The 12,388-nt window shown below is 32.1% G+C and carries 17 protein-coding genes; 15 read left to right on the top strand and 2 right to left on the bottom strand.

The window, feature by feature from the left end; genetic code table 11:
* Window positions 1–58: 58 nt before the first annotated feature.
* Window positions 59–460 (bottom strand): ribonuclease HI family protein, encoded by a 402-nt coding sequence (locus tag IDG63_RS06305; protein ID WP_001062936.1) that lies wholly within the window; start codon window positions 458–460, stop codon window positions 59–61.
* 343 nt (window positions 461–803) lie between these two features.
* Here IDG63_RS06305 and IDG63_RS14895 point away from each other — a divergent pair, with 343 nt between their 5' ends.
* The gene (locus IDG63_RS14895) at window positions 804–935 is read left to right on the top strand and encodes a hypothetical protein (protein ID WP_000529128.1); all 132 of its coding nucleotides are present in this window, start codon (window positions 804–806) and stop codon (window positions 933–935) included.
* Between the two features lie 64 nt (window positions 936–999).
* Here the strand turns inward: IDG63_RS14895 and IDG63_RS06300 are convergent, their stop codons facing one another.
* Window positions 1,000–1,704, bottom strand: a complete 705-nt coding sequence (locus IDG63_RS06300; RefSeq protein ID WP_000282171.1) for a queuosine precursor transporter — start codon at window positions 1,702–1,704, stop codon at window positions 1,000–1,002.
* A gap of 244 nt (window positions 1,705–1,948) precedes the next feature.
* Between IDG63_RS06300 and IDG63_RS14890 the strand changes: the two genes are divergently transcribed.
* The 14 genes from IDG63_RS14890 to IDG63_RS06230 all read left to right on the top strand — a co-directional run bounded on the left by IDG63_RS14890 (window position 1,949) and on the right by IDG63_RS06230 (window position 12,380).
* The gene (locus IDG63_RS14890) at window positions 1,949–2,143 is read left to right on the top strand and encodes a zinc-finger domain-containing protein (RefSeq protein WP_001795441.1); all 195 of its coding nucleotides are present in this window, start codon (window positions 1,949–1,951) and stop codon (window positions 2,141–2,143) included.
* Window positions 2,144–2,154: 11 nt separating this feature from the next.
* Window positions 2,155–2,406, top strand: a complete 252-nt coding sequence (locus IDG63_RS06290; RefSeq protein WP_000691942.1) for a NifU N-terminal domain-containing protein — start codon at window positions 2,155–2,157, stop codon at window positions 2,404–2,406.
* 37 nt (window positions 2,407–2,443) lie between these two features.
* Window positions 2,444–3,568, top strand: a complete 1,125-nt coding sequence (locus IDG63_RS06285) for a virulence factor (protein WP_000404641.1) — start codon at window positions 2,444–2,446, stop codon at window positions 3,566–3,568.
* 15 nt (window positions 3,569–3,583) lie between these two features.
* On the top strand, window positions 3,584–4,021 hold the full coding sequence (gene brxA / locus IDG63_RS06280) for a bacilliredoxin BrxA (RefSeq protein WP_000995287.1): 438 nt from the start codon (window positions 3,584–3,586) through the stop codon (window positions 4,019–4,021).
* 423 nt (window positions 4,022–4,444) lie between these two features.
* Window positions 4,445–5,401, top strand: a complete 957-nt coding sequence (locus tag IDG63_RS06275) for a thymidylate synthase (protein WP_000934885.1) — start codon at window positions 4,445–4,447, stop codon at window positions 5,399–5,401.
* 199 nt (window positions 5,402–5,600) lie between these two features.
* Window positions 5,601–6,080, top strand: coding sequence for a dihydrofolate reductase (locus tag IDG63_RS06270; protein ID WP_000175746.1), 480 nt, complete (start codon window positions 5,601–5,603; stop codon window positions 6,078–6,080).
* A 14-nt stretch (window positions 6,081–6,094) separates the two neighbouring features.
* Complete coding sequence (fakB2, locus tag IDG63_RS06265; RefSeq protein ID WP_000166059.1) at window positions 6,095–6,934, top strand: fatty acid kinase binding subunit FakB2; 840 nt, start codon at window positions 6,095–6,097, stop codon at window positions 6,932–6,934.
* Between the two features lie 85 nt (window positions 6,935–7,019).
* Window positions 7,020–7,553, top strand: coding sequence for a peptide-methionine (S)-S-oxide reductase MsrA (gene msrA, locus IDG63_RS06260; protein ID WP_000159902.1), 534 nt, complete (start codon window positions 7,020–7,022; stop codon window positions 7,551–7,553).
* Window positions 7,546–7,974: a peptide-methionine (R)-S-oxide reductase MsrB gene (msrB, locus tag IDG63_RS06255; RefSeq protein ID WP_000913315.1), complete on the top strand. Its 429-nt coding sequence runs from the start codon at window positions 7,546–7,548 to the stop codon at window positions 7,972–7,974. The genes msrA and msrB overlap by 8 nt, the downstream gene beginning before the upstream one ends.
* Window positions 7,975–7,985: 11 nt before the next feature.
* On the top strand, window positions 7,986–8,486 hold the full coding sequence (locus tag IDG63_RS06250; protein ID WP_000473652.1) for a PTS sugar transporter subunit IIA: 501 nt from the start codon (window positions 7,986–7,988) through the stop codon (window positions 8,484–8,486).
* Window positions 8,486–8,707: a YozE family protein gene (locus IDG63_RS06245; protein ID WP_000801007.1), complete on the top strand. Its 222-nt coding sequence runs from the start codon at window positions 8,486–8,488 to the stop codon at window positions 8,705–8,707. Before IDG63_RS06250 ends, IDG63_RS06245 begins: the two co-directional genes overlap by 1 nt.
* A 191-nt stretch (window positions 8,708–8,898) precedes the next feature.
* The gene (locus tag IDG63_RS06240) at window positions 8,899–10,389 is read left to right on the top strand and encodes a S41 family peptidase (RefSeq protein WP_086095931.1); all 1,491 of its coding nucleotides are present in this window, start codon (window positions 8,899–8,901) and stop codon (window positions 10,387–10,389) included.
* Window positions 10,390–10,788: 399 nt separating this feature from the next.
* Window positions 10,789–11,298, top strand: a complete 510-nt coding sequence (locus tag IDG63_RS06235) for a GNAT family N-acetyltransferase (protein ID WP_000620194.1) — start codon at window positions 10,789–10,791, stop codon at window positions 11,296–11,298.
* Between the two features lie 11 nt (window positions 11,299–11,309).
* Complete coding sequence (locus tag IDG63_RS06230; protein ID WP_000160904.1) at window positions 11,310–12,380, top strand: undecaprenyldiphospho-muramoylpentapeptide beta-N-acetylglucosaminyltransferase; 1,071 nt, start codon at window positions 11,310–11,312, stop codon at window positions 12,378–12,380.
* The last annotated feature ends 8 nt before the right edge of the window (window positions 12,381–12,388 follow it).

Below are 12,388 nucleotides of genomic sequence, written 5' to 3'. Positions count from 1 at the left end.
TTTGTTTCTTTGATAAATAGAGGAGCACCGATTGACATCACATCAGTCGGTGCTCCTTTTATTTATTCTTTTTAATTAATTTATACAATGCCTGTTGAGCGTGTTGATTCGCTTCTTTGTTTTGTTCTCTCGGTATCCATTTAACAAATAATAAATCAAAATCTTTTTCAAATATTTCTATTTGATCAAAATAAGGTTTGAAATTTGCGTTTTTCACATAACCAGCTTCAATGCTATCTGCAATTAGCTTTGAGTCTGTATATAATAGTGCGTTTTGAACATTTAATTCACGTGCATGTTCTAGTGCATAAATACATGCAGCCCATTCTGCAGTGTGGTTATCCATTTCGCCTAACTCATGTGTATATGTATAATGCTGCTCATCTTCTTTGATTACAATGGCACATGTACTTATGCCTGGATTTCCTTTCGTCGCAGCATCAAAATTTATTTTCGCCATAATAAACCTACTTTCTATTCAATACTTAGTTAAAGTTACTATTACTGTAATACAAAATATGTTGGGTAATCCATTAAAAAACACGCATCACTTAAATAAGTAACACGTGTTTAAAATACTCGCTGATTCAAAGATGATTTTCTAATACGTAGTACTGTAATATACTTCCAAAAAAATCATCTTCAGGCTGGGACATAAATCAATGTTCTATGCTCTACGATGTTATATTGGCAGTAGTTGACTGAACAAAAATGCGCTTGTAACAAGCTTTTTTCAATTCTAGTCAGGGGCCCCAACACAGAGAATTTCGAAAAGAAATTCTACAGGCAATGCGAGTTGGGGTGTGGGCCCCAACAAAGAAGCTGACGAAAAGTCAGCTTACAATAATGTGCAAGTTGGGGATGGGCCCCAACAAAGAGAAATTGGATTCCCAATTTCTACAGACAATGCAAGCCGGGGTGGGACGACGAAATAAATTTTGCGAAAATATCATTTCTGTCCCACTCCCTTAAAACTTATTCTTTTGTGTGGTAAGTGCGTTAATAGCCTTGATCTAACTTATCAATCTTACCTTTACGATAAAATGATTTAGCAATATATCCAAATGGTACATTGAAAACTGTTGAAGCTAATTTTAATACGTAAGTTGTAATAAATATTTCAAATACAACTGTACCAGGTAAACTTCCGATAAAAGCGATAGCTACAAATAAAGCTGTATCAATTATTGAGCTTAAAAATGTACTACCATATGCACGGATGAAAAACGTTTTATCAGAACTAAATACTTTTTTAATTAGTGAAAAGATAAATACATCAATATGTTGACCAATAATATATGCGACAATTGAGCCTAAAGCAATACGTGGCACAACATCAAAGATTGCGTGTAATGCTTTTTGTGCCATATCTTCTGGTGCAGGAATAAAATGTAATGACAATTGCATAACAATAATCATAATTAATGTTGATGAAAAGCCTAACCAAACTGCTCTTTTTGCAACTCTACGCCCATAAATATCATTTAAAATATCTGTTGCTAAATAAATAGAAGCAAACATGACATTACCTAAAGTTGCTGAAATACCAAAGATTTCTACAGTTTTAATCACTTGTATGTTGGCAATGATTGTGCCAATTGCAACCCATGCAATTAAACCTTGTTTACCAAAAAAGCGATACATAAGTACCATAAGTACGAACGTTGCAATAAACGTAACTAGTCCTAAAATTTCATTATACATATTAAAATGTCCTCCTAAATTTTGATCATGCGGGTGTTTAGAAACCGCTCAATAAATAACTTACTCATTTTACTGAAAAATCGTTTGCGATGCAATAGCATTTGAATATAAATACATTTTACGTATAGAATTGTAAAAGGTTTCATTCAAATCTTAGGGTCAAAAATGTTATAATATTTTTATGTCAAATTTAAAACAGTAACACTTATTTACAAGGTTGCAATATTTTGAAGTAATAAAGGAAGTGTCGCGTATTTTAACTTTTTCAGAGCAAAATGCACTCGCGAAAATAGATGATTTAATGAATACTTATTGCAATCAATGTCCAATCAAAACTCGTCTGCGTAAATTAGAGGGGAAAACGAAGGCGCATCATTTTTGTATCAATGAGTGTTCAATAGGGAAAGAAATAAAACAATTAGGAAATGAACTTCAATAGGAGGAAGTCAAATGAAAATTATATCTATATCAGAAACACCGAACCACAACACAATGAAGATTACACTTAGTGAAAGCAGAGAAGGTATGACATCAGATACGTATACTAAAGTTGATGATTCACAGCCAGCATTTATTAATGACATCTTAAAGGTTGAAGGCGTTAAATCAATTTTCCATGTTATGGACTTTATTTCAGTAGATAAAGAAAATGACGCAAATTGGGAAACAGTATTGCCAAAAGTAGAGGCTGTATTCGAATAAATTTTTCATCAACTAGTATTCGGGGGGGATAAAGTATATGGAAATTTTACGTATAGAGCCAACACCAAGTCCAAATACAATGAAAGTTGTTTTGTCATATACAAGAGAAGACAAGTTATCTAATACTTATAAAAAAGTAGAAGAAACACAACCAAGATTTATAAATCAGTTGTTATCTATAGATGGTATCACTTCCATTTTTCATGTCATGAACTTCTTAGCTGTTGATAAGGCACCAAAAGCTGATTGGGAAGTCATATTACCTGATATTAAAGCTGCTTTTTCTGATGCGAATAAGGTTTTAGAATCTGTAAATGAACCTCAAATTGACAATCATTTTGGTGAAATTAAAGCTGAATTATTAACTTTTAAGGGTATACCGTATCAAATTAAGCTAACTTCTGCTGACCAAGAATTAAGAGAACAATTACCACAAACATATGTTGATCATATGACTCAAGCGCAAACAGCACATGACAATATTGTTTTTATGCGTAAATGGCTAGATTTAGGAAATCGCTATGGAAATATTGAAGAAGTAATGGATGGTGTCCTAGAAGAAGTGCTAGCTACCTATCCAGAATCACAGTTACCCGTATTGGTAAAACATGCTTTAGAAGAAAATCACGCAATTAATAATTATCATTTCTATCGACATGTCTCTTTGGATGAATATCATGCAACTGATAATTGGAAGACTCGATTACGAATATTAAACCATTTTCCAAAGCCGACTTTTGAAGATATACCGCTGCTTGATTTAGCTTTATCTGATGAAAAAGTACCGGTTAGACGTCAAGCGATTGTATTATTAGGTATGATTGAAAGTAAAGAAATTTTACCGTATTTATATAAGGGGCTTCGTGATAAAAGTCCTGCTGTAAGAAGAACAGCAGGGGATTGCATAAGCGATTTAGGGTATCCAGAGGCACTACCAGAAATGGTGCTACTATTAGATGATCCACAGAAAATCGTTAGGTGGCGTGCTGCTATGTTTATCTTTGATGAAGGTAATGCAGAGCAGCTTCCCGCACTAAAAGCCCATATTAATGACAATGCGTTTGAAGTTAAATTACAAATTGAAATGGCCATATCTCGTATTGAAAACGGAGATGAAGCACTTGGTTCAGTATGGAAACAAATGGCAAACAGAACAATTTAATTGGAGGAATTAAATATGAATGCATATGATGCTTATATGAAAGAAATTGCGCAACAAATGCGTGGCGAATTAACTCAAAATGGTTTTACAAGTTTAGAAACGAGCGAAGCAGTATCGGAGTATATGAACCAAGTAAATGCTGATGACACTACTTTTGTAGTTATTAACTCTACATGCGGCTGTGCAGCTGGATTAGCAAGACCAGCTGCAGTAGCAGTTGCAACACAAAATGAACATAGACCTACAAATACAGTTACAGTTTTTGCTGGGCAAGATAAAGAAGCAACTGCTACAATGCGAGAATTCATTCAGCAAGCACCATCTAGTCCTTCGTATGCTTTATTCAAAGGTCAAGATTTAGTTTATTTTATGCCTAGAGAATTTATCGAAGGTAGAGATATTAATGACATTGCAATGGACTTAAAGGATGCATTTGACGAAAATTGTAAATAGTACACATAAATAAATATAAAGGTTAACACATTTTATAATATTAAAAATGGTGTCTGTCATTGAAAATAGAGAATATAGTTGTATTCTATTTGTTAAATAAAGTCCGTTTTTACCAACTATATTTTCTAGAAATTTAACTGTTTTAATAGGACATCAAACATAATATTCAAATCATGTGTTAACCTCTTTTTTAAAATTTTTTAGCATTAAAGTTATAGATTTGGGTAAACAATTACCAATTGGAAACATATATCACGTTACGATGGGGTAGGTACTTAATCAGCATTTTATAAATAAAGTAACGGAATTCATGATATTAATATCATATTCCTAAAATGAGTGATAACAAAATGCTACATAAAGTTAAGTTATATCAAACTAAATATACATACTATAAATAATGAAAATGAGGTGTTATCGCATATGTTGAATTCATTTGATGCAGCATATCACAGTCTTTGTGAAGAAGTTTTAGAAATAGGAAATACACGAAATGATCGCACAAATACAGGTACGATTTCGAAATTTGGTCATCAACTTCGCTTTGACTTATCTAAAGGATTTCCACTATTAACGACAAAGAAAGTTTCTTTTAAATTAGTAGCAACCGAATTATTATGGTTCATTAAAGGAGATACAAACATCCAATACTTATTAAAATATAATAATAATATATGGAACGAATGGGCTTTTGAAAATTATATCAAATCAGACGAGTATAAAGGTCCAGATATGACAGATTTCGGGCATCGTGCATTGAGTGATCCTGAATTTAACGAACAATATAAAGAACAAATGAAACAATTTAAGCAACGTATTCTTGAAGATGATACATTTGCGAAGCAATTCGGGGATTTAGGAAATGTTTATGGTAAACAATGGCGAGATTGGGTTGATAAAGATGGTAATCATTTTGATCAACTTAAAACAGTAATTGAACAAATTAAGCATAATCCAGATTCAAGGCGACACATCGTATCTGCATGGAATCCAACAGAAATTGATACAATGGCACTTCCGCCTTGTCATACCATGTTCCAGTTTTATGTCCAAGATGGTAAGTTAAGTTGCCAGTTATACCAACGTAGCGCAGATATCTTTTTAGGTGTGCCATTTAATATCGCAAGCTACGCTTTATTGACACACCTTATTGCCAAAGAATGTGGACTTGAAGTGGGTGAATTTGTGCATACATTTGGAGATGCACATATTTATTCAAATCATATTGATGCGATTCAAACACAATTAGCACGTGAAAGCTTCAATCCTCCAACATTAAAAATTAACAGTGACAAGTCTATTTTCGACATAAATTATGAAGATTTGGAAATTGTTGACTATGAATCACATCCAGCAATAAAAGCTCCAATAGCAGTGTAGTCATTGCATAGTTAGCTAACCATATAGACATCAAAATGACATCATAGTATTTTCAAGTGCAAAAAAGTACTTTTTTGTGTTAAACGTTTTCATAAATTATGCAAAATCATTATTTCTATCACACTTTATGATAAAAATTGTGTTAAATTAAAGATAACTTAGTAATAAAAAATGAAATGATAGAAGAAGGAGGATAATTATGACTTTATCCATTCTAGTTGCACATGACTTGCAACGAGTAATTGGTTTTGAAAATCAATTACCTTGGCACCTACCAAATGATTTGAAGCATGTTAAAAAATTATCAACAGGTCATACTTTAGTAATGGGTCGTAAGACATTTGAATCGATTGGTAAACCACTACCGAATCGTCGAAATGTTGTACTTACTTCAGATACAAGTTTCAACGTAGAGGGCGTTGATGTAATTCACTCTATTGAAGATATTTACCAACTACCGGGCCATGTTTTCATATTTGGAGGGCAAACATTATTTGAAGAAATGATTGATAAAGTGGACGACATGTATATTACTGTTATTGAAGGTAAATTCCGTGGTGATACGTTCTTTCCACCTTATACATTTGAAGACTGGGAAGTTGCCTCTTCAGTTGAAGGTAAACTAGATGAGAAAAATACAATTCCACATACCTTTCTACATTTAATTCGTAAAAAATAAGGGGGAAAACGACCATGACAAAACAGATTATAGTAACAGACTCAACATCCGATTTATCTAAAGAATACTTAGAAGCAAACAACATTCATGTAATTCCTTTAAGTTTAACTATTGAAGGAGCTTCATACGTTGACCAAGTAGATATTACATCAGAAGAATTTATTAATCATATTGAAAATGATGAAGATGTAAAGACAAGTCAGCCAGCCATAGGTGAATTTATATCTGCTTATGAAGAACTAGGAAAAGATGGCTCTGAAATCATAAGTATTCATCTTTCTTCAGGATTAAGTGGTACATATAACACTGCTTACCAAGCAAGTCAAATGGTAGATGCTAATGTAACTGTTATTGATTCAAAATCTATTTCTTTTGGTTTAGGGTATCAAATACAACACCTAGTAGAGCTTGTAAAAGAAGGTGTCTCAACTTCTGAAATAGTTAAAAAGTTAAATCATTTAAGAGAAAACATTAAATTATTTGTAGTTATAGGGCAATTGAATCAATTAATTAAAGGTGGCAGAATTAGTAAAACAAAAGGTTTGATTGGTAATCTTATGAAAATTAAACCAATTGGTACACTAGATGATGGTCGCTTAGAGCTTGTGCACAATGCGAGAACTCAAAATTCTAGTATCCAATACTTGAAAAAGGAAATTGCTGAATTTATAGGAGATCATGAAATCAAATCCATTGGTGTCGCACATGCTAACGTCATTGAATATGTTGATAAATTGAAGAAAGTTTTTAATGAAGCTTTTCATGTGAATAATTACGATATAAATGTAACTACACCAGTTATTTCTGCACATACTGGTCAAGGTGCGATTGGCCTCGTAGTCCTTAAGAAGTAAATTTAATCTTTTCAGTGTTAATTACTTCCATTTCAATCCTTTATAGACTAAATTTATAATTAGATAGATAGAGGAGGTAATTCATATGACAAAAGAATATGCAACATTAGCAGGAGGATGTTTCTGGTGCATGGTTAAACCATTTACATCATATCCAGGCATCAAGTCAGTCGTATCTGGTTATAGTGGCGGTCATGTTGACAACCCAACTTATGAACAGGTATGTACGAATCAAACCGGCCATGTCGAAGCAGTACAAATTACGTTTGATCCAGAGGTTACTTCCTTTGAAAATATATTAGACATATATTTCAAAACATTTGACCCAACTGATGATCAAGGGCAATTTTTCGATAGAGGCGAAAGCTATCAACCAGTCATTTTCTATCATGATGAACATCAGAAAAAGGCTGCTGAGTTTAAAAAGCAACAATTAAATGAACAAGGTATTTTCAAGAAACCAGTGATTACACCTATTAAACCATATAAAAATTTCTATCCAGCTGAAGACTACCATCAAGATTATTACAAAAAGAACCCGGTACATTATTACCAATATCAACGTGGTTCAGGTAGAAAAGCGTTTATAGAATCACATTGGGGGAATCAAAATGCTTAAAAAAGATAAAAGTGAACTAACAGATATAGAATATATTGTTACACAAGAAAACGGCACTGAACCACCATTTATGAATGAATATTGGAATCATTTTGCTAAAGGAATTTATGTAGATAAAATTTCTGGTAAACCTTTATTTACATCTGAAGAAAAGTTTCATTCTGAATGTGGATGGCCTAGCTTTTCCAAAGCGCTTGATGACGATGAAATTATAGAATTAGTCGACAAATCATTTGGTATGTTGAGAACTGAAGTGCGTTCAGAAGAATCAAATAGTCATTTAGGACATGTCTTTAATGATGGACCTAAAGAAAGTGGCGGCTTAAGATACTGTATCAATTCCGCTGCAATTCAATTTATTCCATATGAAAAGTTAGAAGAATTGGGTTATGGCGATTTAATATCACATTTTGATAAGTAGGAGTGGAAAGTATGTTTAAAAAATTATTCGGAAAAGGCAAAGAAGTTCAGAAAGATATCGCAATTTATGCACCATTAACTGGAGAATTCGTGAAAATTGAAGATATTCCAGATCCTGTATTCGCACAAAAAATGATGGGCGAAGGTTTTGGTATTAATCCAACTGAAGGAGAAGTTGTGTCTCCAATTGCAGGACGTGTTGACAATGTCTTTCCAACTAAGCATGCGATTGGGTTAAAAGCAGATAACGGATTAGAATTATTAGTTCATATCGGTTTAGACACAGTTCAATTAGACGGTGAAGGATTTGAAGTGTTAGTGTCTAGTGGTGACGAAGTTAACGTCGGAGATCCATTAGTAAGATTCAACCTTGAATATATTAATAATAACGCTAAATCTGTAATTTCACCAATTATAATTACTAACACTGATCAAGCAGCTTCAATTAATATTTATGATGAAAATGCTGTGATTAAAGGTGAAACAAAAGTGATTGATGTGACAATGAACTAATGAAAAACTATTCGTTTTATCAATTTGTCATGACAGTTCGTGGTCGACACGACGATAAAGGTCGTCTAGCAGAAGAGATATTTGACGATCTTGCTTTCCCAAAACACGATGATGATTTTAACATACTGTCTGATTATATTGAGACACATGGTGATTTCACATTGCCAATGTCTGTATTTGATGATTTATATGAAGAATATACGGAATGGCTAAAATTTTAATATAATTTTTAATAATAATAGTTAGAACCAGGGTGATGCAATTCGTTATCCTGGTTTTAATTTAAAATAAACTAAGTTGTGACTAAAAATTAATCAATTATAGTGAAATATGGTGCGCTATCTTGCATAAATTGATATGATTAACTACACAGAATTTAAAAGTACATAATACATAATAAGGAAGTGATACAATGGATGATAAGCAACACACATCTTCATCCGATGATGAACGCGCTGAAATTGCAACAAGCAATCAAGACCAAGAAACTAATTCATCGAAACGCGTTCACTTAAAACGTTGGCAATTCATATCAATATTAATTGGTACAATCCTAATAACAGCTGTCATCACAGTTGTTGCATATATTTTTATAAATCAAAAAATAAGTGGTTTAAACAAAACTGATCAAGCAAACTTAAATAAAATTGGAAATGTGTATAAAATCTTAAATAGTGATTATTACAAAAAACAGGACTCTGACAAGTTAAGTAAAGCTGCAATTGATGGCATGGTCAAAGAATTAAAAGATCCTTATTCTGAATATTTAACAAAAGAACAAACGAAATCCTTTAATGAAGGTGTTTCAGGTGATTTTGTAGGTATTGGTGCAGAAATGCAAAAGAAAAATGATCAAATTATGGTTACTAGTCCTATGAAGGGATCTCCAGCAGAACGTGCTGGCATTCGTCCTAAAGATGTCATTACTAAAGTAAATGGAAAATCAATTAAAGGTAAAGCATTAGATGAAGTTGTCAAAGATGTTCGTGGTAAAGAAAACACTGAAGTCACTTTAACTGTTCAACGAGGTAGTGAAGAAAAAGACGTTAAGATTAAACGTGAAAAAATTCATGTTAAAAGTGTTGAGTATAAGAAAAAAGGTAAAGTTGGAGTTATTACTATTAATAAATTCCAGAATGATACATCAGGTGAATTGAAAGATGCAGTTCTAAAAGCTCACAAAGATGGTTTGAAAAAGATTGTTTTAGATTTAAGAAATAATCCAGGTGGACTACTAGATGAAGCTGTTAAAATGGCAAATATTTTTATCGATAAAGGAAAAACTGTTGTTAAACTAGAAAAAGGTAAAGATACTGAAGCAATTCAAACTTCTAATGATGCGTTAAAAGAAGCGAAAGACATGGATATATCCATCTTAGTGAATGAAGGTTCAGCTAGCGCTTCTGAAGTGTTTACTGGTGCGCTAAAAGACTATAATAAAGCTAAAGTTTATGGGTCAAAAACATTCGGCAAAGGTGTCGTACAAACTACAAGAGAGTTTAAGGATGGTTCATTGTTAAAATATACTGAAATGAAATGGTTAACGCCAGATGGTCATTATATTCACGGTAAAGGCATTAAACCAGACGTTACTATTGACACACCTAAATATCAATCTTTAAATGTCATTCCTAATACGAAAACATTTAAAGTTGGAGACGATGATAAAAATATTAAAACTATTAAAATTGGTTTATCAGCTTTAGGTTATAAAGTTGATAATGAATCAACGCAATTTGATAAAGCTTTAGAAAATCAAGTTAAAGCTTTCCAACAAGCGAATAAACTTGAGGTAACTGGTGAATTTAATAAAGAAACGAATAATAAATTTACTGAGTTATTAGTTGAAAAAGCTAATAAACATGATGATGTTCTCGATAAGTTGATTAATATTTTAAAATAAGCGATACACACTACTAAAATTGTATTATTATTATGTTAATGACACGCCTCCTAAATTTGCAAAGATAGCAATTTAGGAGGCGTGTTTATTTTTATTGACGTCTAACTCTAAAAGATATAAATTAGACATTTACAAATGATGTCAATAACGCAATTTCTATCATTGCTGTTAATAATTCATGCTTTAATATACTATGAGCATATACTTTTTAAATAGTATTATTCACAAGTTTTAACAATCAATTAATTGGTATATGATACTTTTATTGGTTATTTTTATCCCATAGTGTGATAATTACTATTTTTCATTCATAATAAAGGTTTAAAGCATGTTAATAGTGTGTAAGATTAACATGTACTGAAAAACATGTTTAACATAACGATATAAGGAGTGACGTACATGATCCGTCTAGGTAAAATGTCAGATTTAGATCAAATCTTAAATCTAGTAGAAGAAGCAAAAGAATTAATGAAAGAACACGACAACGAGCAATGGGACGATCAGTACCCTCTTTTAGAACATTTTGAAGAAGATATTGCTAAAGATTATTTGTACGTATTAGAGGAAAATGACAAAATTTATGGCTTTATTGTTGTCGACCAAGACCAAGCAGAATGGTATGATGACATTGACTGGCCAGTAAATAGAGAAGGCGCCTTTGTTATTCATCGATTAACTGGTTCGAAAGAATATAAAGGAGCTGCTACAGAATTATTCAATTATGTTATTGATGTAGTTAAAGCACGTGGTGCAGAAGTTATTTTAACGGACACCTTTGCGTTAAACAAACCTGCACAAGGTTTATTTGCGAAATTTGGATTTCATAAGGTCGGTGAACAATTAATGGAATATCCGCCATATGATAAAGGTGAACCATTTTATGCATATTATAAAAATTTAAAAGAATAGAGGTAATATTAATGACGAAAATCGCATTTACCGGAGGGGGAACAGTTGGACACGTATCAGTAAATTTAAGTTTAATTCCAACTGCATTATCACAAGGTTATGAAGCGCTTTATATTGGTTCTAAAAATGGTATTGAAAGAGAAATGATTGAATCACAACTACCAGAAATTAAGTATTATCCTATTTCGAGTGGTAAATTAAGAAGATATATTTCTTTAGAAAATGCCAAAGACGTATTTAAAGTATTGAAAGGTATTCTTGATGCTCGTAAAGTTTTGAAAAAAGAAAAACCTGATCTATTATTTTCAAAAGGTGGATTTGTATCTGTGCCTGTTGTTATTGCAGCCAAATCATTAAATATACCAACTATTATTCATGAATCTGACTTAACACCAGGATTAGCGAATAAGATAGCACTTAAATTTGCCAAGAAAATATATACAACATTTGAAGAAACGCTAAACTACTTACCTAAAGAGAAAGCTGATTTTATTGGAGCAACAATTCGAGAAGATTTAAAAAATGGTAATGCACATAATGGTTATCAATTAACAGGCTTTAATGAAAATAAAAAAGTTTTACTCGTTATGGGTGGAAGCTTAGGAAGTAAAAAATTAAATAGCATTATTCGCGAAAACTTAGATGCATTATTACAACAATATCAAGTGATACATTTAACTGGTAAAGGATTAAAAGATGCTCAAGTTAAAAAATCAGGATATATACAATATGAATTTGTTAAAGAGGATTTAACAGATTTATTAGCAATTACGGACACAGTAATAAGTAGAGCAGGATCAAATGCGATTTATGAGTTCTTAACATTACGTATACCAATGTTATTAGTACCATTAGGTTTAGATCAATCCCGAGGCGACCAAATTGACAATGCAAATCATTTTGCTGATAAAGGTTATGCTAAAGCGATTGATGAAGAACAATTAACAGCACAAATTTTATTACAAGAACTAAATGAAATGGAACAGGAAAGAACTCGAATTATCAATAATATGAAATCGTATGAACAAAGTTATACGAAAGAAGCTTTATTTGATAAGATGATTAAAGATGCATTGAATTAATGGGGGGT

This window comes from Staphylococcus sp. EG-SA-14, from assembly GCF_017151935.1.
Lineage (GTDB): Bacteria > Bacillota > Bacilli > Staphylococcales > Staphylococcaceae > Staphylococcus > Staphylococcus aureus.
The sequence above is the reverse complement of the archived record's forward strand: the minus strand, read 5'-3'. Positions and strand labels throughout refer to the sequence as shown.

What these genes read in the sequence shown, in the direction of transcription:
- IDG63_RS06305 (WP_001062936.1), bottom strand. Translation starts at nt 460, where the DNA reads ATGGCGAAAATAAATTTTGATGCTGCGACGAAAGGAAATCCAGGCATA.
- IDG63_RS06300 (WP_000282171.1), bottom strand. Translation starts at nt 1,704, where the DNA reads ATGTATAATGAAATTTTAGGACTAGTTACGTTTATTGCAACGTTCGTA.
- IDG63_RS06290 (WP_000691942.1), top strand. Translation starts at nt 2,155, where the DNA reads ATGAAAATTATATCTATATCAGAAACACCGAACCACAACACAATGAAG.
- IDG63_RS06285 (WP_000404641.1), top strand. Translation starts at nt 2,444, where the DNA reads ATGGAAATTTTACGTATAGAGCCAACACCAAGTCCAAATACAATGAAA.
- brxA (WP_000995287.1), top strand. Translation starts at nt 3,584, where the DNA reads ATGAATGCATATGATGCTTATATGAAAGAAATTGCGCAACAAATGCGT.
- IDG63_RS06275 (WP_000934885.1), top strand. Translation starts at nt 4,445, where the DNA reads ATGTTGAATTCATTTGATGCAGCATATCACAGTCTTTGTGAAGAAGTT.
- IDG63_RS06270 (WP_000175746.1), top strand. Translation starts at nt 5,601, where the DNA reads ATGACTTTATCCATTCTAGTTGCACATGACTTGCAACGAGTAATTGGT.
- fakB2 (WP_000166059.1), top strand. Translation starts at nt 6,095, where the DNA reads ATGACAAAACAGATTATAGTAACAGACTCAACATCCGATTTATCTAAA.
- msrA (WP_000159902.1), top strand. Translation starts at nt 7,020, where the DNA reads ATGACAAAAGAATATGCAACATTAGCAGGAGGATGTTTCTGGTGCATG.
- msrB (WP_000913315.1), top strand. Translation starts at nt 7,546, where the DNA reads ATGCTTAAAAAAGATAAAAGTGAACTAACAGATATAGAATATATTGTT.
- IDG63_RS06250 (WP_000473652.1), top strand. Translation starts at nt 7,986, where the DNA reads ATGTTTAAAAAATTATTCGGAAAAGGCAAAGAAGTTCAGAAAGATATC.
- IDG63_RS06245 (WP_000801007.1), top strand. Translation starts at nt 8,486, where the DNA reads ATGAAAAACTATTCGTTTTATCAATTTGTCATGACAGTTCGTGGTCGA.
- IDG63_RS06240 (WP_086095931.1), top strand. Translation starts at nt 8,899, where the DNA reads ATGGATGATAAGCAACACACATCTTCATCCGATGATGAACGCGCTGAA.
- IDG63_RS06235 (WP_000620194.1), top strand. Translation starts at nt 10,789, where the DNA reads ATGATCCGTCTAGGTAAAATGTCAGATTTAGATCAAATCTTAAATCTA.
- IDG63_RS06230 (WP_000160904.1), top strand. Translation starts at nt 11,310, where the DNA reads ATGACGAAAATCGCATTTACCGGAGGGGGAACAGTTGGACACGTATCA.